This is a genomic window from Streptomyces sp. NPDC003247, from assembly GCF_042888135.1.
Lineage (GTDB): Bacteria > Actinomycetota > Actinomycetes > Streptomycetales > Streptomycetaceae > Streptomyces.
In genome coordinates, this window is record NZ_JBIAPF010000003.1 from 183,520 (window position 1) to 204,439 (window position 20,920).

A 20,920-nucleotide genomic window follows, 5' to 3' on the forward strand; every position below is an offset into this window, starting at 1 on the left:
CGTCAACTCGTCCCCGCCGCCGACTCGGCTTCCTGGCTTGCCCAGTTGCCACACAGAACCGCTACGATCGCGGGAAAGCCGCCGTCCCCCCGTCGAAGCGCGGCATCATCCGCTACGAAGGTCATCCATGCCCCACAGCCAAACCTCTGCACCTCGCGACAGCCTGGCCGGCGTACGCCTTGCGCGCGGAGCATCGCCGTGGCTCCTTCCGACCGTCGCCACCGCAGCCGTCAGCCTGGTCCGCGCCCGCCGCTCGGGTGTCGCCAAGGCCGTCGCCGTACCCGCCACCGCTCTCGCCGCGGGCATGCTGTGGTTCTTCCGCGACCCCGAGCGTGAGATCGCGCAGGGCCGGGTCATCTCCCCCGCCGACGGAGTGGTGCAGAGCATCATGCCGTGGAAGGACGGACGGACCCGCGTCGCGATCTTCATGAGCCCGCTCAACGTCCACGTCAACCGCGCGCCGCTGGCCGGCACGGTGACGTCGGTCGAGCACATCCCGGGCGGGTTCGTGCCGGCGTTCAACAAGGAGAGCGAGAACAACGAGCGCGTCGTCTGGCACTTCGACACCGAGCTCGGTGACATCGAGATGATCCAGATCGCCGGCGCCGTCGCCCGCCGTATCGTCCCCTACGTCCCGGAGGGCACGAAGGTCGAGCAGGGCGACCGGATCGGTCTGATCCGCTTCGGCTCGCGCGTCGACATCTACCTGCCCGAGGGCGTGGAGATCGCGGTCGAGGTCGGGCAGAAGACCGTGGCTGGGGTGACTCGCATTGACCGTGATTGACCCCGAGACCCAGGCGGGCTGGGTGCCCGAGGCCGACGAGGTGGACGAAGAGGAGGAGATGCCCCTCTCTCTCCGGCTGTCGATAGCGGACACCCTCACCCTCGGCAACGCCACGTGCGGCTTCATGGCGGTGTACTTCACCACCACCGGCATCCTGATCCCGCACCTCACCGGCAGCCAGGAATCCGGCATGGCCCGCCACAGCGCGGCCACGGCGGTCATCCTGATGCTGTGCGCGGCGGTCTTCGACCTCTTCGACGGTCTGGTGGCGCGCAAGCTGCGCTCCTCGCCCATGGGCGCGGAGCTGGACAACCTCTCCGACCTGATCAGCTTCGGCCTCGCCCCGGCCTACTTCGTCCTGGTCTACGGCATGGTCGCCGACGACGCCCACCAGCGGGTGGCGGCGGTCGGCGCGATCGTGGTGCTGCTGGCGGTGGTGCTGCGGCTCGCCCGCTTCTCGTGCGTGACGATGAAGGACGGCATGTTCCAGGGCATGCCCTCCCCGTTCGGCGCGCTGACGGTCGTCTCGATCGTGCTGCTGGAGCTGCCCTTCGTGGCGACGCTCCTGGCCATCCTGGGGACCGCCTGGCTGATGGTGAGCCGGGTGGAGTACCCGAAGCCGCGGGGCCGCCTCGCCGGCGCGATGCTCTCGTGGATCGTCCTGTCGATGGGTCTGCTGGCGGGGTGGGCCTTCGACGCCCCGAGCGGCCAGCTCCTCCTCCAGACGGGCTGCGCCCTCCAGCTGGTCATGGGCGCGGTCATCCCGCTGTTCGCCACGGCCCGCCGGGTGAACAACTTCCGCGACAACCGACGCGAGGCACGGGCAGCACAGCTGCCCTGACGCTCAACCGAGTGGGGCCCCGGACCCGGGTGGGGTCCGGGGCCCTTCGCATGTCCGGCGGCGCGGGGGGACGGGGCCCGTCCGGACCCACCCGGCCCGTCCGGCCGCGCTGGGAGACAGGGCCGTTCGCGCCGAGCCACCCCGTCCGGCGGCGCGGGGGGACGGGGCCCGGCAGGTCCCACCCAGCCCGTCCGGCGGCGCTAGGGACGAGGCCCGTCCGGACCCACCCAGCCCGTCCGGCCGCGCTGGGAGACAGGGCCGTTCGCGCCGAGCCACCCCGTCCGGCGGCGCTGAGGAACGAGGCCCGGCAGGTCCCACCCAGCCCGTCCGGCGGCGCTGGGAGAGAGGGGGCCATTCGCGCCGAGCCACCCCGTCCGGCGGCGCTGAGGGACGAGGCCCGTCCGGACCCACCCAGCCCGTCCGGCCGCGCTGGGAGACAGGGGGCCATTCGCGCCGAGCCACCCCGTCCGGCGGCGCTGAGGAACGAGGCCCGGCAGACCCCACCCAGCCCGTCCGGCCGCGCTGGGAGAGAGGGGGCCATTCGCGCCGAGCCACCCCGTCCGGCGGCGCTGGGAGACGGGGCCCGGCAGACCCCACCCAGCCCGTCCGGCGATTGAGGACGAGGCCCGTTCAGGGCCGACGGGGGTCCAGGGGGCGGAGCCCCCTGGCGGGTCAGACCAGGAAGTCCCGGGCGATCCGCTCGGCGACCCGCTCCAGGATCGGCCCGGCCTCCGCGATGCAGCGGGCGACATCCGGCTCGGCCTCCGTCAGCGGATAGGCCCGCCGGATCCCGGCCCGCCCCAGCGCCTCCGGCGGCAGGGCGAGACGGCCGCAGACGGCCACGACCTCCTTGCCGGCCGCGCGAGCGGCGGCGGCGACACCCGCGGGCGCCTTGCCGTGCAGGGTCTGCGCGTCCAGGGAACCCTCGCCGGTGATCACCAGATCCGCCCGCTCCAGCGCCGGCGCGAACCCCAGCACGTCGAGCATGACCTCGATCCCGGCGCGGAAGCGGGCACCGAGCAGGAGCGCTCCGTAGCCGATCCCGCCCGCGGCACCCGCGCCGGGCGCGGCGGCGTACTCCGCGGCCTTCGGGCCGACCGCGGCCTCCAGCACCTTCGCGTACCGCGCGAGCGCCGCGTCCAGCGTGTCGACGTCGTCCGGGGAAGCACCCTTCTGCGGCCCGTACACCGCGGGGGCGCCCTTCGGGCCGGTCAGCGGGTTGTCGACGTCGCTGGCGAGGACCAGCTCGACGGAGGACAGCCGGGGGTCGAGGCCCGACAGGTCCACGCGGGCCAGGTCGGTGAGGCCACCGCCGCCCGGCGCGACCGGCTCGCCCTCCTCGTCCAGGAGCCGGGCCCCCAGCGCGGACAGCATGCCCGCGCCACCGTCGGTGGTGGCGCTGCCGCCGACCCCGAACACGATCGTGCGGGCGCCGGCGTCCAGCGCGGCCCGCAGCAGCTCCCCGGAGCCGTACGTGGAGGCCGTCAGCGGGGCGAACACCCCGGCCGGAAGGCGCTGGAGGCCGCTCGCCTCGGCCATCTCCACGACCGCGGTGTCACCGCGCAGCGCGAACGCGGCGGTGACCTCGTGGCCGAGGGGCCCGGCGACCCGCACCTCCCGGCGTTCGAATCCGGCCGCGACCGCCGCGTCGACCGTGCCGTCGCCGCCGTCGGCGACCGGCAGGGCCTCGACCTCGGCCTCCGGCACGACCCGGCGCAGCCCGGCCGTCACCCGCTCGGCGACCTCCACGGCCGTCAACGAGCCCTTGAACTTGTCCGCGGCCACGAGCACCCTGTGCGTGCCCTGCGCTGCAGCGTCCGCCACCTTGCATCCCCTTGCTCTCCGGGCCCCTCGCACATCGGGACCAGTCGCGCCGCAGTGACCTTAACCTCAGGACACCCCCGCCGTCATGCCCCGCCCGGCCCTCGAACAGCGACGGAGCCGCACGGCGGCGCAGGGCGGCGCCGGAAACGGGTACTCCGCAGCCATGACCCCAGTGGGCACCGATCACGAGCTCGCCGACCGCGTCCTCGGCGGCTGGCTCGGCCGGATCGCCGGCAACATGCTCGGCAAACCGGTCGAGCAGGGCGACGTGTGGACGCGCGAGCGCATCGACCGCTACCTGCGGCGGGCCGGCGCCCTGCCGCTCACCGACTACCTGCCGGCGCCGGCCCCCGGGGACGACGACGCGCCGCTGCGCCCCGAGTGGCGGCAGTGCGTGCGCGGCCGCATCCACGGCAGCTGCCGCGACGACGACGTCGACTACGCCATCCTCGGCCTGGACCTGCTGGAGACGTACGGCTTCGGCTTCAGCACCGAGCGGGTCGGCGAGCAGTGGCTGCTGCGGCTGCCGTACCTCCAGACGTTCACGGCGGAGCGGGCCGCGTACCGCAACCTCGCCAACGGGCTGAAACCGCCGCTGACGGCGACGTACGACAACCCCTACCAGGAGTGGATCGGCGCTCTCATCCGCGCCGACGTCTACGGCTGGACCTGCCCCGGCGTTCCGTACCGGGCCGCCGCGCTGGCGCGCCGCGACGCCGTGCTGTCCCACACCGGCAACGGTGTGTACGGCGCGATGTGGGCGGCGGCGCTGGTCTCGGCGGCGTTCACGGCGCCGACGGTCCGGCACGCCGTCGAGGAGGCGCTGGCCGTGATCCCGGCGAGCTGCCGGCTCGCCCGCACGGTACGCCGTGTCGTCTCCCTGCACGACACCCGCCTGTCCTGGGAGGACACGCTGACCACGGTCGCGGAGGAGACGGCGGGCCTCGGCTGGATCCACACGGTCCCCAACGCGGCCGTCCTCACCGCCGGGCTCCTCTACGGCGACGGCGACTTCACGCGCACCATCGCCCTCACCGTCCGCGGCGGCCTGGACACCGACTCCAACGGGGCGACGGCCGGTTCGGTCGCCGGGGTCCTGACCGGCGCGCGGGCCATCCCCGGCCAGTGGACGGGACCCCTGGAGGACACCGTGCGCAGCGCGGTGTTCGGTTTCGACGGGGTGCGGATCAGTGAGCTGGCGGAACGGACGCTGCGGCTGGTGGGGGCGGACACGCCGTGACCGGGGCCGTCCCCCGCTCCCGTGCGCCGCGCAGTGAGCCGGGTGGGAGGCGCGGGGCCTGGTTACCCTTCCAGGATGACCACTGCTGAGACTTCCTTCGCCGCCTACATCGCCTCCCTCCCCCGCGTCCTGGCCGGCGCCGCGGTGCTGTTCCGGGACGGCGAGGGGCGGGTGCTCCTGGTCGAGCCGAACTACCGCGAGGGGTGGACGCTGCCGGGCGGCACGATCGAGTCCGACGACGGCGAGACCCCGCGGCAGGCGGCCCGCCGCGAGACGCTGGAGGAGATCGGCCTGGACCGCGAACCCGGCCGGCTGCTCACGGTGGACTGGGCGCACGGCACGAACCGGCCGCCCCTGGTGGCGTACGTCTACGACGGCGGGGTCCTCACCGACGACGACCTCAAGGCGATCCGGTTGCAGGAGGAGGAGCTGCTGTCCTGGCGGCTGGTGCCGCGCGCGGAGATCACCGACCACCTGCGGGGCTCGCTGGGCCTGCGCGTGCTGGCCGCGCTGGACGTCCTGGCGGACGGCTCGGGCACGGCCGAGCTGGAGAACGGCCACCGGGTGGCGTAGCCGTAGCCGTACCGCTGGAGGATCAGCCCTCCACGTCGCGCGGTTTCGCGTCCACCGCCCGCAGCGCCTCGTCCCGCGTGGCCGTCCGCGCCTCGGTGCGGTGCCCGCGGGCGATGTAGTCGCGCACGACGACTTCGACGGCGTCCTGGGGGTTGCCCACGCCGGTGAGCACCATGACCTCGACGACCAGCTCGGCATCGAGGGAGACAGCGACGACCTCGACCGACCTTGGCCATGGCGGGACGTTGACATGCTCCTCGCCCTGAAGGGCGAGGATTCTGGCCTTCCCTGACTGGTTGCTGTGCCTCCCCCAAGCTCTCAACTACGTTCGAGCAGGGGGTGCCCCCATCGCGGCACGGTTTCCGGTCGGGAATCCGTGGCTTCCTGTTTCTTCGCGCTGTGCCGGGATCGCTCCTGGTCTTACCGGCGCTCCGCAGGCCGATACCGCCAGTCCGGCGGCCGTTTTGATGTTGAGTGCGGCGTTGTGGTCCCGGTCGTGGACAGTGCCGCAGGCACTGCAGGTCCACTCCCTCACGTTCAGGGGTTTGGGCCCGTCCTTGACGCCGCAGGCAGAACAGACCTGACTCGTCGGCTCGAACCGGCCGATGGTGACCAGGGTGCGGCCGTACCGTTGTGCTTTGTACTCCTTCTCTACTCTCTCGGAAGTTGTCGGATTCCGAGGAGCGGTGGTGGCCTGGGTGGGCGTCGGGAGTGGTGGCTGGCTTGTTGAGTTCTACGACCTGAAGCGCCCTTTGCCCACGGCTGGTGACTGTCTGGCGGACGAGGTCGGCGACGTCCTAGCGCGGGCCCGGAGGAACGGCGCTCGCCATCGGACCCCGTTTCTGATCCCGGCGGACGAGCGGCTGCCCGATCCGCGGATCAACCTCTACTTCCGTAAGAGCAAGATCGTCTCGAAGCAGCCGTCGACCTGGCGTCGGTACGCCTACTCGCTCGCGGTGTGGCTCGGCTTCCTCGACACCGTTGGCGTCTCGTGGGACGAGGCGACGGGCGAGGACTACACGGACTTCAAGTTCTGGCGGATCACCGACGTCTCCAACGACGAGCGCATCGAGCCCACGTCGTTCGACACCGACCGGGCGGCGCTGAACTCCTTCTACTCGTGGGCGGGGCCTCTCTACGGCTGCATCAACCCGGTGGTGACCGGTGACATCCTGGGCACCGCCGACCCGGTCGACACCTCTCCCGCCCAGGGGCGGCGCGACCCCGCGCGCCCGGCCGGCTCGACCCGTCGGCGGGTGAAGTGGCTGCTGCGGGGCGCCTTCGAGCAGTGGCGGGACATCGGGTTTCGCGGCTACGGCTTCGACGGGTTGAGGGCCGACGGGTGGCGGGGCGCCCATGAGGACCGGGACTGTTCGTTCGTCGACGGCCTGTACGGGACGGGGCTGCGGCTGGCGGAGTGGGGCAGCGTGCTGGATGTGGAGCTGTCGTCCGTGGACGCCGTCGGCCGGTTTCCCCGGGCGTACCTGGCGCGTGCGTGTGCGAAGGGCAAGCGGGAGGGACGCGAGTACCGGGTTCCGGCTGGTGTCGTGCAGTCGGTCGCGGGCTACATGGACCCGATCGAGGGTTCCCGGGCGGAGGCGGTCCGCCGGGCACGGCGGGCGGGCCGCTACGAGCGGGTGGTCGGGCTGAAGATCGTCACGCGGTTCAGTGCGCAGGCCCGGACGCTGACCGTCCTGACGGCCGAGGGCAGCAGCGTCTTGTCCCTGGACGCGCTGGATGCGGAGGAGCGGCTGCTGTTGTTCCGGCAGACGCCCCGGGGCCTGGAACCGCTCGCGGTCTGGCTGGGGGTGAACGGGATGCCGATGCTGGCGCACAGCTGGGAGAAGCGGTTCACCGAGGCCAACAAGCGCGTCGCCGCGGCGTGGGAGCGTGCGGGCGGCCGGGGCACGGTGCCGCTGTTCTGCCGCCCGCACATGTGCCGGCATTCCTTCGCCCTGCGCTGGTTCTCGATCTTGTCGCTGGTGTGGAACCGGCGCGTGGAGGGCTTCTCCGAGGCCGAGCTGCGGGAGTTCCGGGACCAGTTCGGCGACGTTTGGTTCCAGCTGGCCGGCCTCCTTGGACATGCCAACCCGCAGACGACGAAGGACTGGTATCTGGAGCCCTTCACCGCGCTGGAGAGGGACTATCTGATGTCGTTGTTGGACGACGATGAGCACGCCGCTGTCAGCCGGCTGGCGGAGCGGATCGGCGCGACGAGTGACCGTGTCCTGCGCCGGGTCGGCGCGGATGCCTCGGGGCGGCGAGTTGGGCAGGTGCGGTCGTGAGCCGGCGCGGGCGTCGCGCGTCGCTACCCGGCGCGGGCTGGCAACCTCCCGAGCGGCTGGTCGTCACCGACACCGAGTGCACGGTGAGGTTCACGGAGGAGAAGGGCCGGCGCTCACGGGTCTTCGACTTCGGGTTCGTGCCGGTCGCGGGCGAGCTCCAGCGGTGGCTGGCCGAGGTGTTCGCCGCGGCGACCGGCCCGCGCACCGGCGTGAAGAGCACCAAGACGGCGGAGTCCTACTACACGATGCTGGTGCGGTTCGCGACGTTCCTGGGGAAGCGGGACGATGCGCCGCAGCGGCCGGAGGAGATCTCCACGGTCCATATTTCCGCTTTCAAGCTGTCGCTCACTCCGGGGTCCCAGCTGCCGTCCGCCTGGCGGCTGCGCACGCTGATGCGCTCGGCGCCCCGGCTCCAGGCGGCCGTCCGGACAGCGATCCTGCAGGGGAGGCTGCCGGAGCGGGAGACGGAGGCGGTGCTGGCGTACAGCGATGCCGAGCGTCAGCAGATCCTGACCGCCGTCCGCCACGACGTTCGCGCCGCCCGGGACCGGATCCGCTCCAGCCAGGAGCTGCTGGGCCGCTACCGCCGGCGCGAGCTCGCAGCCGGTGTGCCCGAGGAGCGGCTCGGCTTCGCCTTAGACGTGATCGACCGGACCGGAGATGTGCCGCGCCGCGATGCGACGGGGCAGCCGATGAAGTGGCTGGCGCGGTTCGGCGGCGTCACGGGATTGCTGCACCGGCTGTGCCTGACCCGGCTGGAGGCGGCGGCGTTCTCGCTGCTGCTGGTCGACATGACCGGCGAGAACTTCGGCACCTTGGCCACGTGGCCGGCCGCGCACGTCCGCCCGGACGGGGGCACCGGGCACGGCCCGCCGCTCGCGCTGGTGGAGGGGACCAAGCCCCGGCGCGGGCCGGACCGCGAGTACATGGTCACGCCGGTGGAGGAGTTCCCCGAGAGCCTGGCCGGCCTGCTCGTCGAGGGTGAGGACAGCGAGGTGAGGCTGTTCCGCTCCCCGCTGCGGGTCTACCTGCTGCTGCTGGAGCTGACCGAGCTGTCGCGGCGCCATGGCGGCCACGGCATGGCATTCGGCTACGTGCGGACGTCGAAGACAAGCCTCGGCCGGTGGGCCGCGGGCGTCACCTCCGGTCACACCACCGACTGGGCATCCGGCTGCGGCTTCCCGTTGCTGCCCCGCCGCCGAGCCAACTCATCCATCACGGGCCAGGAGGAGAAGGCGCCGGCCAGCGGTGCCCACCCGGCGCCCTGCCCGGGCCAGGGAGGCGAGGGCAAGCCGAGCGTGGACGTTCTGCGGCTGCGGCAGACCGCGCTGGAGCGCCTGCGGCGCCCGGTCGCGCACTCGAGTCGCACCCTCAACGACCGCTACCTCAAACGCAGCCCCGCAGTGCAGCGCGAAGGCCGCGCCATCGTCCAGTCCGCGCTGGAAGGGCAGGTCGCCAAGGCCCGCGCCCTTCAGCAGGTGCCGGTGTTCGGTGCGGACTTCCTGGCGATGGCCGCAGCGCAGCCGGAGCGAGCGGCAGCTGAGATGGGCGTGGACGTCACCGCACTCAAGGGCGTCCTCGCCGGCGAGCAGGACACGGTTCTGGCGAGCTGCACCGACCACCGCGACGACCCGGACACACCGGCGGGCGACCCGTGCACCGCCTCGTTCCTCGCATGCCTGGGCTGCCGCAACGCCCGCGCACTGCCCCATCACCTGCCCGTCCAGGTCTACGTCCACGACCGGCTCGGGCAGCTGCGCAGCCACATGGACCCAGAGGTGTGGGCCTTCCGGTACGGGGACGCCTTCGCCCGGCTGACGCACCTGCTCGAGCCGCCGCACTACACCGGCGCGGACCGGGACCGGGCCCGCGAACAGCTCACCGAGGACGACCGGCGCCTGGCCGACGACCTGCTGGAAGGACGACTGAACCTGTGATCGACACCCCCACCGCGCCGTCCGATGCCAGGGTGCCGTGGCCGGCTCCCGACACGATCGTCCTGCGGGGCAGGAAGCTGCGGACCGGGGTGGTCCGGGCCGAGCTGTCCCGCTTCGCGGACGAGGTCTGGATGCTGGACCACGCGCAGACCGATGACCACTGGGTCGGGCGGTGCCTGCACTGGGCGAAGTTCCCGCGCAGGTTCCGGCGCCCCATCAAAGCCTTCGCTCTCGCCGTGCTGGACCACCCTCGCCCCCCGGTGCTGACCCTGGGCCCGCCAGGAGAATCGGCCGCCTTGGGGACGCTGCGCAGTTGGAAGGACGACCTCCTGGTCTTCACCCAGTGGCTGGTCACCCAGCGCGTACGGACCCTGTCCGACATCACCGAGGACGACCTCGACCGCTATCGCCTCCACGTGCTCGACCTGGCCCGCAGCCCCGGCCGGCGGGCCCATCTCCTGCATGCCGTCCGCGTGCTGTGGGCGTACCAGGACCATTTGCCGGCGCCGTGCCGCATCTCGGGGCCCCGCCCCTTCGGCACCGCCTCCAGCCTGGAACTGGCTGACGCCGTGGTGAAGACCCGGCACAACCGCACACCGCTGATCCCACCGGAGACGATGGAGGCCCTGCTGGGCTGGTCCCTGCGGATGGTGGAGGACTTCGCGCCCGACATCCACGGCGCGCTCACCGAGTACCGCCACCTCATGAACGGCACGCACCCGGTGACGAACTCCTTCACCCCAGGACGAGCCACCCCCATCACGGAACGGGCCGACGCCTACATGCGGCAGCTGGCCGCATCCGGCGGCAGCCTGCCCGGCAAGAGAAGCGAGCACGGCGGCATCGTGCTCGACGTCCCTCACCTCGCACGGCTGCTGGGCACCCACAAGGACCGCGTCCGCCGGGTAGCCCCCGGGATCCTCCACCTCGCGCAAGACCTCGGCGTGCCGATCGCGCCGGACGCCCCGCTCGGCGGCATCACCGCCCTTTTGCACGGGGCGCCGTGGCGCACCGAGCCGATCGGCGTGCGCGAGCTGTCCCACATGGTGACGCATTTGGCGACCGCGTGCTTCATCGTCATCGCCTACCTGTCGGGCATGCGCCCGGGTGAGGCTCTCGGTCTGCGCCGCGGCTGCCTGACGACCGACGGTGAGGTCCTCAGCGTGCACGGCCGACCCAGCAAGGGCGGCGGCCGCGACCCTGAGGAGCCCGAGGCCGTCACGCGGACATGGACCGTTGTAGGGCCGGTGGCCACCGCGATTGGTGTGCTGGAGGAACTCGCCGACTACCCGCTGCTCTTTCCCGCCGCGCGGTGGCAGGTGACCCGACGCCTGCGTGAGCAGCGGGCCGCGACTACCCATGACCTCAACCGGAATCTGAAGGCGTTTGTCGACTGGGTCAACGCCGCCTTCCACCGGCCCGGCGGTCAGCCGGTGATCCCGCCGGACCCCACCGGACGCAACCTGCACGCCTCAAGGTTTCGGCGGACGCTGGCGTACTTCGTGGTCCGCAAGCCCGGCGGCCTGATCGCCTGCGGCCTTCAGTACGGCCATGTCCGCACCCGGGTAACGGCCGGCTACGCGGGCCAGGCTGAATCCGGCTGGCTCGACGACGTGGCGGTCGAGCGGCTGGAGATGGTCATCGACCAGATCGAGGACGACCTGGCAGCCCTCGACGCCGGCGAGCACGTCAGCGGCCCTGCGGCCGACGAGTACCGGCGGCGCCTTGTCCGGGCGGCGCCGTTCGCCGGCCGCGTGGTGAACACAGTCCGCAACGTCGAACGCCTCCTGGCCAGCGCCGACCCCGCCATCCACCACGGCCGGGCCATGACGTGCGTCTACCGTGCCGAGACCGCCGTGTGCCGCCGGATTCGCCTGGAGGCCGGGCTGCCCTCCGACGGCCCCGACGAAGCCGAGTGCCGGCCCGCATGCCCCAACCTCGCCTACACCGACCGTGACATCGACGTCCTGTACGACCGCCTGGCCCGTCAGGAGGCCGCGGCCGGCGACCCGCTGGTCCCGCGCCCGCGGCAGGAGAGAGCAGCGGCGCAGGCCACCCGCACCCGCGGCATCATCGACCAGCACCAGGCCGACCGCACAGACCTGGGCAGCACGACGACGGGAGCGATCTGATGGGCGGTAAACGCCGCGATGGAGCCGCCGACCGGGCCGCGATCGCCGCGGCCGCCGAGCGGCTGCTGACCGGCACCCCGCTGCGTTCCAGGACGGGCAAGCTGACCACCAGCGAACTCGCCGTCGAAGCCGGACTGCGCCGTGATGTCGTCTACCAGCACGCCGACCTCGTGGAGTCCTACCAGGCTCAGGTCCGGGCCCGTGAAGCGGTGCCCGAGGCGATGGCCGCCATGGCCCGCGAGTTGGAGAAGACACGGGAGGAACTGCAGCAGGCCAAGGATGAGCTGGCCGCCGAGCGCCGCACCACCGCGTTCCTACGCCGCGCCGTCACCGAGCTGTCCATCGAGAACGAAGCCCTTCGCAGTCCCGGTCGTCGGCAGGGAGGTGTCACTGCGCTCGCCGAGCGGCGGCGCCAGGACGGCTTCACCTGCTCCTGACCACCTCGTCTGGAGCCCAGGAGCGGACGTCCGCTCGGTACCTACGGGCACGCCGACCGGCCCCGCATCGGCGTGCTGGCCCGCTGGCGGGTCCGCTGTCGGCGGAACGCCCGCGCGTATGGAGCCCGCGTGGCCGAGGGGGTGAGAGGCGCGCGAGGCAAAAGGGGGTGTCTCGCGCGCCCGATGCGGGGCCACCCTCCGCACGGCTCCCTGTTACTGCTGTTCCAGTAGCCGGGCTGCGGCATCGGCGGTCTCTTCTGGGCGCGTGTTGAAGCCGATGGTGCTGTGGGGGGCCGATCGGTGGACGGCGTTGATGACGTTCTCGAAGAACAGCAGGTTCTTGGGGGGCAGGCGGATGCCTGCGCCGATGACGATGCAGTCGTATGGCTCGTGAGCCTGGAGCCATTCCCCGATGCGCGGGGCGGCGGTTTCGTCGGGCATGACCTGGAGCAGGTCGCCGTCCCAGCCGCGGTCGGTGAGCTGTTTCAGGCTTACCGTGAGGCTGTCCTTGATGGTGTCCACGGTGAATCCGTAGGGCAGGTCCGGGGCGGTGAAGTCCACTGTCTCGGGCACCTGGCCGATCAGCAGGACACGCGTCATCTGGATGGTCCTTTCCCATGCCGGGGGTGGTCTCACCTGCGGCGTCCGCACGCTTCCCGTACGTGTCGGCACAGGTGTCGTATTCCATTGAATGGACTGGCGGCGAAGTTCGCCCGTCGGCTGCCCCGGGAGCATCGCGGGCTGAGGCCGGCGGGAGGGGCGCGGCCGGCCCGGCAGAGTATCTGCCGGGCCGAGCGCGGGGACCGGTCGGGGGTCCCGCGGTGGGCGCCGTTGTGCCCTCAGTGCGTCTGCTGAGTGCCCGGGGCCAGTGAACTGCGTCGGGTGGCGATCATCAGGAGTGCTGCCGCTGCGGCGAAGCCGGCGGTGACGAAGGCTGCGATGGCCTGGTTGTGGAGGTTGGTGGGGCCGCCGGGCAGTGTGGTGAAGAGGGCGGAGAGCAGGCCGATGCCGACGGCGGTGCCGCAGCGCTGGGCGGTGGTGACCAGTGCGCTGGCCACTCCTGCGTCGCGGCCTTCGGTCTGGACGAAGGAGGCGTTGGTGTTGGGCCCGACGTACAGGCCGACACCGAGACCGGTCACCAGCAGCGGCACGAGCATGAGAGCGAAGCCGAGGGATGCGGCGGGGACGGTGAGCACGAGGATCCCGACGGCCGCGAGACCTGCGGTGATCATGGTGAGGCCCGCGGTGACGATGCGGATGCCGAAGCGCTGGGTCAGGCGCTGGGTGTTGATCGCGCTGATCACGCTGCCCAGGGCGAAGGGCATGACCAGCAGCCCGGCCGACAGCGCGTCGTGGCCGAGGGCGTCCTGCCACAGCATGGCCAGCATCAAAAACGATGCGGTGAAGCCCGCGAAGCCGAGGAACGTCGTGGCGACACCGATCGGCAGGGCACGCTGCTGGAACAGACGCAGAGGAACCACGGCGAACTTCTCGGCACGCTCCCGGCGCCGCTGCACCACGGCGAAGAGGGCCAGCAGGGCCAGACCCACCACAAGCAGAACGACGTTCAACGGGGTGATCCCGTCACCGAGCGAGAACGGCAGCATCGTGGCGACGATGCCGGCGGTGAACAGCAGCAGGCCGACCGGGTCGCTGCCACGGACCCCCCGCGGCTGAGAGGCGGGCAGGACATTGGCGCCCAGGGCCGCCGCCAGGATGCCGAAGGGGACGTTGACCAGGAAGACCAGGCGCCAGCCGATGTCTCCGCCACTCTGGATCAGCAGGCCGCCCAACAGCGGTCCAGCCGCACTCGACGCTCCGAAGACGGCACCCATGATGCCGAAGGGGCGAGCGCGCTCCGGTCCCTTGTACAGGAGCTGGATCAGCGCGGTCACCGGTGTCATGGCCAGGCCGCCGCCTATGCCGGCGAGGGCGCGGCCTGCGACGAGCTGGGTGATGTCCGGCGCCAGGGCGCACCAGGCGCTCGCGATGGTGAAGATGACCACGCCCGCGACGAAGACCTTCTTGTGCCCGTACTGGTCACCCAGGCGTCCCGCGGGGAGCAGGACGAGCGCGAAGGTGAGAGCGTAGACCGTCAGGACCAGGGACTGGCCGACGGTGCCCGCGTCCAGGCCGGTACGGATCGAGGGCAGTGCCACGTTGATGCTCGTGACGCTGAGAAGAGTGAGCGCCGCGGGGATCAGCAGCACGGTCAGGGGCAGCCATCGGCGTGCTTCACCGACCTGCCGGTCGGGAGGGGAAACGGTTGCTTGATGCATGAAGTGCTCCTCGGTCGGGAGGAGCACGGCCCGGAAAAGGCGAGACCGCAACAGCCTGCCCGACCATCGATTCGATAGGTCGTCAGCTGTCGCGGCGTAGGAAGAATCCCGTGCCATGTAGTGGGCGCACACGCCCGTTAAAGCCCAAGCGAACCAGCAGGACTACCTCATGGCTTTTCGACGCTTCCCACCTTACGCGGAAAAGTTGAAATATCAAGCATGTGTCGGGGCTCACGCGTCGCTGCGGCCTGTGAAGCCCGCGCACCCGCTGGAGCTTGTGCACCTCCGCCAGCAGGCTGTCCAGCCCCAGCGCACCCGGGTCCGCCTTCAGCTCGGTGAAGAACGTGCCCCCGCCACCCGCGCTGTCCGCGTCCGTGTCGGTGTCCTCGGCGATCAGGTCGTCCAGCCAGGACCGGGTCGCCGCCGACAGCCGGCCCACGGTGGCCGCGCAGAACCGTTCCTCGAAGGTGCAGGCCGCCTCGGGAACGTCCGAGGGCATGGTCGTCGGGTTCAGCCCGGCCTGAGGCCCCTTTTTCCTGGCACCGGCGGCGTGCTGGTGAGCCCGGCAGACGGTGGAGTCCACCGACACGGTCCAGCCGATGTCGTCAGCACCGTCGGCTACTGCCAGAACTGCGGCGAGGATGCGTTCCCAGGTGCCGTCCACGGCCCACCTGATCAGCCGTTTATTAGATCAAGGTCGACGCCCGCAACATCCAGACCGTGTCCATCACCGGCGACGACGTAGCCGCCCTGCTCACGGCCGCCGGCCAGTGGGTCGCCGAGCACCTCACGTCCCCGGCATCCGACAACACCATGTCCGACAGGGGACTTGACTAGTGAATTGTCCAGCATGCCGATGAACGACGCCCAGCCCGCATCATGGACGGATTTGGCCAGCCTCGTGCGGGCCAGTCCCGCCACCGACAGGTCCTCCACAGCGATCCCTTGATTCTCGGAGATCAGTCGGGTGGAGAGCTGGTGGTGGAACTCACGACGCGCATCGGCCACCTTCGCATGGGCGCGGGCGACCTTCAGGCGGGCCCTGGCCCGGTTCTTTGATCCCATCTGCTTGCGGGACAGCTCCCGCTGGGCCTTCTTCAGCCTTCACCGCGCCGATCTTCGGCAGGCTCAGACGGCCACCGCCGGTGATGTTCCAGCGGGCGTTGGCGGTGAACCGCACCGACTGCCGTTTGTCCTTGCGGGATTTGAAGCGGGGTGCGCCGAGCTTCGGGCCCTTGCGGGTGCCCTTGAGGGAGGCGAAGAAGTTCTTGTAGGCGGCGTCGGCGTCCCGCAGGGACTGCTGGAGGACGACGGCGGAGACCTCGCCCAGCCAGGACCGCTCGGCCGTCCGCTTGGCCTCCGTGATCAGGCACCTGGACAGCTGACCGGCTGTCGGGAACGGCCGCCCGTCCCTGCGGGCGTCTTCACGGGCACGCACGGCGTCGTTGAACACGACCCGCGCGCACCCGAAGGCCCTGGCCAGCGCGGCCTGCTGAACGGCGTCGGGGTACAACCTGAAGGCGTACCGGAGCTGCATGACGATCACACTATGCATGTCGAACCCACGTCGTCACCGAGAACATGTGAGCGACACGTCACCGTCACGAAGCAGAGTCCGGCTCCTCCGGAACGCCACCGCGACGCTCCGCATCGCGACCACAAGATTCGCTTCACCCCCGGCCTGAAGGCCGGAGCACTGCGAATGAATCCGGGTAGCACCGCTCGCCGCCCGCCCGATATCCGTTCGCCGACGCCGGATCTGCCGCCCTACCCTCGGCGGCATGGCCAAACCCCTCGTCGCCCTCCTCAGCGGCGCCGGCGTCTCCACGGACTCCGGCATCCCCGACTACCGCGGGCCCGACGGGCTGTGGCGGCGGGATCCGGAGGCGGAGAAGCTCGTCACGTACGAGCACTACATGCGGGATCCGGAGATCCGGCGGCGGTCCTGGCAGATGCGCCGTGAGAGCCACGCCCTGCGGGCCGAGCCGAACGCGGCGCACCGGGCGGTGGCCGAACTGGAACGGTCCGGGGTGCCGGTGCGGGTGATCACGCAGAACGTGGACGGACTGCACCAGCGCGCCGGGATGCCCGCCCGCAAGGTGCTCGAACTGCACGGCTCCGCGCACGGCGTGGTGTGCACCCGGTGCCACGCGCGCGGGCCGATGCGGGACGCGCTCGCGCGCGTGGAGGCCGGTGAGGACGATCCTCCGTGCCTCGGATGCGGCGGCATCCTGAAGTCGGCGACCGTGATGTTCGGCGAACGCCTCGACCCGGTGGTCCTCGGTGACGCCGTCGCGATCAGCAAGGCGTGCCAGGTGTTCCTCGCCGTCGGCACCAGCCTCCAGGTCCATCCGGCGGCGGGTCTCACGGGCGTCGCCGCCGACCACGGCGCCCGCCTGATCATCGTCAACGCCGAGCCGACACCGTACGACGGGATCGCCGACGAGGTCGTACGGGAGCCGATCGGGACCGCGCTGCCCAGGCTGCTGCGGGAACTGGGCCGAGGTCAGGACGACGGGACCTAGAAGAGGGACGTGCCGCTTTCGAAGGACAGGAGGCGGTGTTTGCGGGCGAGGCCGCCGCCGTAGCCGGTGAGGCTGCCGTCGGCGCCGACGACGCGGTGGCAGGGGACGACGATGCCGACGGGGTTCCTGCCGTTGGCGAGGCCGACGGCGCGGGAGGCGGTCGGGGTGCCGAGGGCCCGGGCGAGTTCGCCGTAGGTGCGGGTCTCGCCGTAGGGGATGTGCTGGAGTTCGGCCCAGACCGCGCGTTGGAACGGGGTGCCGTGCAGGCGGAGCCGGAGGGTGAAGTGCCTCAGCTCGCCGTCGAAGTACGCCTCCAGTTGCTGCCGGGCCTCGGTGAAGAGGGTGTCGTCGCGGGGGCCGAAGGTCTCCTGCGGTGGGCGGTGGCGTTGTTCGGTCATATAGAGGCCGCACAGGACTCCGTCGTCGGCGACGAGGGTGAGGGGGCCGTAGGGGCTGTCGACGAGCGTGTGCCGTGTGGTGGGGGTGTGCATCGGGGTTCCTCAGACGGGCAGGAGGTTGATGGGGTGGCTGTCGGTCGCCCACAGGTACTGGACCGCGTAGGCCCGCCAGGGGCGCCAGGCCGCCGCGCGGGCCGTGAGCGCCGCCGGGGTGGAGGGCAGGCCCAGTTCCCGGGCGGCGCGGCGGACGCCCAGGTCGGTGGGGAGGAAGGCGTCGGGGTCGCCGAGGGCGCGCAGGGCGATGACGTCGGCGGTCCAGGGGCCGAAGCCGGGGAGGGACAGCAGGCGGGCGCGGGCCTCGGCCCAGTCGCTCTCCACGCCGAGGTGCAGGGACCCCTCGGCGAGGTGCCGTACGAGGGTGGTGACGGTGGTGCGGCGGGTGCGGGGCATCGCCAGGGTCGCGGGGTCGAGCGCGGCGAGGGCCTCGGGGGTGGGGAAGAGGTGGGTGAGGCCGCCGTCGGGGTCGTCGACGGGGTCGCCGTGGGCGGTGACCAGGCGGGCCGCGTGGGTGCGGGCGGCCGCCGTGGACACCTGCTGGCCCAGGACCGCCCGGACGGCGAACTCCGCCTCGTCCACCGTGCGCGGGACGCGGCGGCCGGGTGCCTTGTCGACCAGCGGTGCGAGCCGCGGGTCGGTGCGCAGGTGGTCGTCGACGGCGACCGGGTCGGCGTCCAGGTCGAGCAGGCGCCGGCAGCGGCTGATGGCGACGGTGAGGTCGCGCAGGTCGGTGAGGGTGAGCCGGCAGCCGATGTGGTCGGGGTGCGGGGTGAGCGCCACGACGCCGTGCCCGTACGGCAGGCGCAGCGTGCGCCGGAAGGCCCCGTCCCGCCACTCCTCCACCCCGGGCACGCCGGTCGCGGCGAGGTGGCCGAAGAGGTTGTCGGGGTGGAGGGGGGCGCGGAACGGCAGGCGGAGGTGGAGCGTCCCGGCGGTGGGGGACGCCGGGCGCGGGGCGCCGCTCTTCTTCGGGACGCGGGCGCGCAGGTCGCTCGGGGAGAGCGCGAACACGTCGCGCACGGTGTCGTTGAAGGTGCGGACGGAGGCGAAGCCGGCGGCGAACGCCACGTCCGCCATGGGCAGTTCGCTGGTCTCGATGAGGAGGCGGGCGGTCTGGGCGCGCTGGGCGCGGGCCAGGGCGAGGGGGCCGGCGCCGAGTTCGGCGAGGAGCTGGCGTTCCACCTGGCGGGTGCTGTAGCCGAGGCGGGCGGCGAGTCCGGGCACCCCTTCGCGGTCGACGACGCCGTCGGCGACGAGCCGCATGGCGCGGGCGACGAGGTCGGCGCGGTGGTTCCACTCCGGGGAACCCGGGCTGGTGTCGGGCCGGCACCGCTTGCAGGCGCGGAAACCGGCCTGCTGGCAGGCGGCGGCGCTCGGGTGGAAGGTCATGTTCTCCGGCTTGGGCGCCACGACCGGGCAGCTGGGCCGGCAGTAGATCCCGGTGGTCGAGACCGCCGTGAAGAACCAGCCGTCGAACCGCGCGTCCTTCGACCGCACGGCGCGCAGGCAGCGCTCCCGGTCGGTGTGCATCCCGTTCCGCATGCCTTCAGCATCGGCCACCGGCCGGGGCGGCGCTGGCGAGAATCCGACATCGAGCCGCCCCGGCCGGGGCCTTCGTGGGTCACCCCTGCCAGGCGCGGTCCCGCAGCAGCCGCAGCCCGTTGAGTCCGACCAGCACGGTCGACCCCTCGTGCCCGGCCACCCCGAGCGGCAGCGGCAGGTGGCCGACGAGGTCCCAGAGCACCAGGCCGGTGATGAACGTCCCCGCGATCACCAGGTTCTGCACCACCAGCCGGCGCGCGGTCCGCGACAGCCGTACGACGGCCGGGACGGTGGTGAGGTCGTCGCGGACGACGACGGCGTCCGCGGTCTCCAGGGCCAGGTCGGAACCGGCCCGGCCCATGGCCAGGCCCGCGTGGGCGGCGGCGAGCGCGGGCGCGTCGTTGACGCCGTCCCCGACGAACAGCACCCTGCGGCCGGAGAGCTGGAGCTCCCGCACCGCCTCGGCCTTGTCCTGCGGGAGCAGGCCGGCGCGGACGTCCGTGATGCCGGTGGCGTCGGCGACGCGGGCGGCGGCCCGCGCGTTGTCGCCGGTGAGAAGGACCGGGGCGGTGCCGGTGAGGGCGGTGAGCGCCGCGGTGGCGGCGGGGGCGGCGGGGCGCAGGCGGTCGGTGAGGGTGAGGGTGCCGGCGGGGGCGCCGTCGACGCGCACCAGGACCGCGGTCCCCTCCGCCCCGGGGCCTGCCGGGGCATGGCCGGTGTCCGCCCGGCCCACGGTGACCGGGCGGCCCCCGACGAGGGCCGTGACCCCCTGTCCGGGCGTCGCCGTGAAGTCCTCGGCGGGGGCGATCCGCAGGCCCCGCCCGCGTGCCGCCGCCACGACGGCGCGGGCCAGCGGATGCTCGCTGGGGTGCTCGGCGGCCGCGGCGAGGGCGAGGAGGGTGTCCTCGTCGACGCCGGAGCCGGGCAGCGGGGTGACGGCCGTGACCTCGGGGGCGCCCTCGGTGAGGGTGCCGGTCTTGTCGAGGGCCGCGGTGTCGATTTCGCCGAGGCGTTCCATGGCGACCGCGGACTTGACCAGGACGCCGTGGCGGCCGGCGGTGGCGATGGCGGACAGCAGGGGCGGCATGGTGGCGAGGACGACGGCGCACGGCGAGGCGACGATCATGAAGGTCATGGCGCGCAGCAGGGCGTCGGTGAGCTGCGCGCCGAAGGCGAGCGGCACGGCGAAGACGGCGAGGGTGGCGGTCACGACGGCGACGGCGTAGCGCTGTTCGATCCGCTCGACGAAGAGCTGGGTGGGCGCCTTGGTGCGGGAGGCCTCCTCGACCAGGGTGACGATGCGGGCGACGACCGAGTCGGCGGGGTCGCGTGCGACGCGGACGCGGAGGGCCCCGGTGCCGTTGAGGGTGCCGGCGAAGACCTCGTCGCCGGGGCGCTTGACGACGGGCAGGGGTTCGCCGGTGATGGTCGCCTGGTCGGCCTCGCTGACGCCGTCGACGACCCGGCCGTCGGCGCCGACGCGTTCGCCCGGGCGGATCAGCAGCAGGTCGCCGACGGCGAGTTCGGCGGCGGGGACGGTCTCCTCGCCGCCGTCGGTGAGCCGGGTCGCGGTGTCGGGGGCGAGGTCGAGGAGGCCGCGGACGGAGTCGGCGGTGCGGGCGGTGGCCAGGGCCTCCAGGGCGCCGGAGGTGGCGAAGATGACGATGAGGAGGGCGCCGTCGAGGACCTGGCCGATGGCGGCGGCGCCGAGCGCGGCGACGATCATCAGCAGGTCGACGTCGAGGGTCTTCCCGCGCAGCGCCCGCAGGCCTTCGAGGGCGGGTTCCCAGCCGCCGGTGACGTAGGCGACCGCGTAGGGGACGGCGGACGCCCAGGCCGGTGCGCCGCCGAGGTCCAGCGCGAGGCCCAGCAGGAAGGCGAGGGTGGCGGCGAGGGCCCAGCGGGCCTCGGGGAGGGCGAGGATCCGGGTGCGGCGGCGCGGGGGCGCCGGGGCGGTCGCGGTGGACGGCGGGGAGGTCAGGGTGGAGGTCAGGGTGGTGGTGGGCACGCGGCCACGATACAGGAACACATGAAGAGTCATTCATTCGTTCATATACGATGGGTAA

The 20,920-nt window shown here is 72.4% G+C and carries 17 protein-coding genes and 3 pseudogenes; 9 read left to right on the forward strand and 11 right to left on the reverse strand.

Annotated features, from left to right (window positions below; all coding sequences use genetic code 11):
- Window positions 1–127 precede the first annotated feature (127 nt).
- Together ACFYWQ_RS10300 and pssA are read left to right on the forward strand one after the other, a co-directional pair.
- Window positions 128–784 carry a phosphatidylserine decarboxylase gene (locus ACFYWQ_RS10300; protein ID WP_385076175.1) on the forward strand — a complete coding sequence of 219 codons (657 nt, stop codon included), beginning with the start codon at window positions 128–130 and terminating at the stop codon, window positions 782–784.
- Between the two features lie 22 nt (window positions 785–806).
- On the forward strand, window positions 807–1,625 hold the full coding sequence (pssA, locus tag ACFYWQ_RS10305; protein WP_389515920.1) for a CDP-diacylglycerol--serine O-phosphatidyltransferase: 819 nt from the start codon (window positions 807–809) through the stop codon (window positions 1,623–1,625).
- A 672-nt stretch (window positions 1,626–2,297) separates the two neighbouring features.
- Here the strand turns inward: pssA and ACFYWQ_RS10310 are convergent.
- Window positions 2,298–3,416, reverse strand: a complete 1,119-nt coding sequence (locus ACFYWQ_RS10310; protein ID WP_389515922.1) for a glycerate kinase — start codon at window positions 3,414–3,416, stop codon at window positions 2,298–2,300.
- Window positions 3,417–3,612: 196 nt separating this feature from the next.
- Between ACFYWQ_RS10310 and ACFYWQ_RS10315 the strand changes: the two genes are divergently transcribed.
- Both ACFYWQ_RS10315 and ACFYWQ_RS10320 read left to right on the forward strand, forming a co-directional pair.
- Window positions 3,613–4,689 (forward strand): ADP-ribosylglycohydrolase family protein, encoded by a 1,077-nt coding sequence (locus ACFYWQ_RS10315; RefSeq protein ID WP_389514716.1) that lies wholly within the window; start codon window positions 3,613–3,615, stop codon window positions 4,687–4,689.
- 75 nt (window positions 4,690–4,764) lie between these two features.
- Window positions 4,765–5,262, forward strand: a complete 498-nt coding sequence (locus ACFYWQ_RS10320; RefSeq protein ID WP_389514718.1) for an NUDIX domain-containing protein — start codon at window positions 4,765–4,767, stop codon at window positions 5,260–5,262.
- A 22-nt stretch (window positions 5,263–5,284) separates the two neighbouring features.
- On the opposite strand, the gene ACFYWQ_RS10325 is transcribed toward ACFYWQ_RS10320, so the two are convergent.
- Window positions 5,285–5,437 (reverse strand): DUF2191 domain-containing protein, encoded by a 153-nt coding sequence (locus tag ACFYWQ_RS10325; protein ID WP_389515923.1) that lies wholly within the window; start codon window positions 5,435–5,437, stop codon window positions 5,285–5,287.
- 147 nt (window positions 5,438–5,584) lie between these two features.
- A pseudogene (locus ACFYWQ_RS10330) lies at window positions 5,585–5,908 on the reverse strand (zinc ribbon domain-containing protein); the annotation flags it as partial.
- Window positions 5,909–5,951: 43 nt separating this feature from the next.
- Here ACFYWQ_RS10330 and ACFYWQ_RS10335 point away from each other — a divergent pair.
- From ACFYWQ_RS10335 to ACFYWQ_RS10350, 4 genes are read left to right on the forward strand one after another with little or no spacing between them, the layout of a single operon-like run.
- On the forward strand, window positions 5,952–7,547 hold the full coding sequence (locus ACFYWQ_RS10335) for an integrase (RefSeq protein ID WP_389514720.1): 1,596 nt from the start codon (window positions 5,952–5,954) through the stop codon (window positions 7,545–7,547).
- Window positions 7,544–9,484 (forward strand): hypothetical protein, encoded by a 1,941-nt coding sequence (locus ACFYWQ_RS10340; protein WP_389514721.1) that lies wholly within the window; start codon window positions 7,544–7,546, stop codon window positions 9,482–9,484. Before ACFYWQ_RS10335 ends, ACFYWQ_RS10340 begins: the two co-directional genes overlap by 4 nt.
- Window positions 9,481–11,616, forward strand: a complete 2,136-nt coding sequence (locus ACFYWQ_RS10345) for an integrase (RefSeq protein WP_389514724.1) — start codon at window positions 9,481–9,483, stop codon at window positions 11,614–11,616. The genes ACFYWQ_RS10340 and ACFYWQ_RS10345 overlap by 4 nt, the downstream gene beginning before the upstream one ends.
- Complete coding sequence (locus tag ACFYWQ_RS10350; RefSeq protein ID WP_389514727.1) at window positions 11,616–12,053, forward strand: hypothetical protein; 438 nt, start codon at window positions 11,616–11,618, stop codon at window positions 12,051–12,053. The genes ACFYWQ_RS10345 and ACFYWQ_RS10350 overlap by 1 nt, the downstream gene beginning before the upstream one ends.
- Before the next feature lie 213 nt (window positions 12,054–12,266).
- On the opposite strand, the gene ACFYWQ_RS10355 is transcribed toward ACFYWQ_RS10350, so the two are convergent.
- From ACFYWQ_RS10355 to ACFYWQ_RS10375, 5 genes and pseudogenes are all read right to left on the reverse strand, one after another.
- The gene (locus tag ACFYWQ_RS10355) at window positions 12,267–12,653 is read right to left on the reverse strand and encodes a hypothetical protein (protein ID WP_389514728.1); all 387 of its coding nucleotides are present in this window, start codon (window positions 12,651–12,653) and stop codon (window positions 12,267–12,269) included.
- 239 nt (window positions 12,654–12,892) lie between these two features.
- Window positions 12,893–14,332: an MFS transporter gene (locus ACFYWQ_RS10360; RefSeq protein WP_389514730.1), complete on the reverse strand. Its 1,440-nt coding sequence runs from the start codon at window positions 14,330–14,332 to the stop codon at window positions 12,893–12,895.
- A gap of 82 nt (window positions 14,333–14,414) precedes the next feature.
- Complete coding sequence (locus ACFYWQ_RS10365; protein WP_389514732.1) at window positions 14,415–14,831, reverse strand: hypothetical protein; 417 nt, start codon at window positions 14,829–14,831, stop codon at window positions 14,415–14,417.
- Window positions 14,803–15,017, reverse strand: a pseudogene (locus ACFYWQ_RS10370) (IS5/IS1182 family transposase); the annotation flags it as partial. The gene ACFYWQ_RS10365 and the pseudogene ACFYWQ_RS10370, both read right to left, overlap by 29 nt.
- A 161-nt stretch (window positions 15,018–15,178) precedes the next feature.
- Window positions 15,179–15,869: pseudogene (locus tag ACFYWQ_RS10375) on the reverse strand (RNA-guided endonuclease InsQ/TnpB family protein); the annotation flags it as partial.
- 244 nt (window positions 15,870–16,113) lie between these two features.
- Here ACFYWQ_RS10375 and ACFYWQ_RS10380 point away from each other — a divergent pair.
- The gene (locus tag ACFYWQ_RS10380; protein ID WP_389514734.1) at window positions 16,114–16,857 is read left to right on the forward strand and encodes an NAD-dependent deacetylase; all 744 of its coding nucleotides are present in this window, start codon (window positions 16,114–16,116) and stop codon (window positions 16,855–16,857) included.
- Here ACFYWQ_RS10380 and ACFYWQ_RS10385 read toward each other — a convergent pair.
- The 3 genes from ACFYWQ_RS10385 to ACFYWQ_RS10395 all read right to left on the reverse strand — a co-directional run bounded on the left by ACFYWQ_RS10385 (window position 16,854) and on the right by ACFYWQ_RS10395 (window position 20,895).
- On the reverse strand, window positions 16,854–17,348 hold the full coding sequence (locus ACFYWQ_RS10385; protein ID WP_389514735.1) for a methylated-DNA--[protein]-cysteine S-methyltransferase: 495 nt from the start codon (window positions 17,346–17,348) through the stop codon (window positions 16,854–16,856). The genes ACFYWQ_RS10380 and ACFYWQ_RS10385 overlap by 4 nt on opposite strands.
- 9 nt (window positions 17,349–17,357) lie before the next feature.
- Window positions 17,358–18,854, reverse strand: a complete 1,497-nt coding sequence (locus ACFYWQ_RS10390; protein WP_389514737.1) for an AlkA N-terminal domain-containing protein — start codon at window positions 18,852–18,854, stop codon at window positions 17,358–17,360.
- Window positions 18,855–18,933: 79 nt separating this feature from the next.
- Window positions 18,934–20,895 carry a heavy metal translocating P-type ATPase gene (locus tag ACFYWQ_RS10395; RefSeq protein WP_389514739.1) on the reverse strand — a complete coding sequence of 654 codons (1,962 nt, stop codon included), beginning with the start codon at window positions 20,893–20,895 and terminating at the stop codon, window positions 18,934–18,936.
- Window positions 20,896–20,920 lie beyond the last annotated feature (25 nt).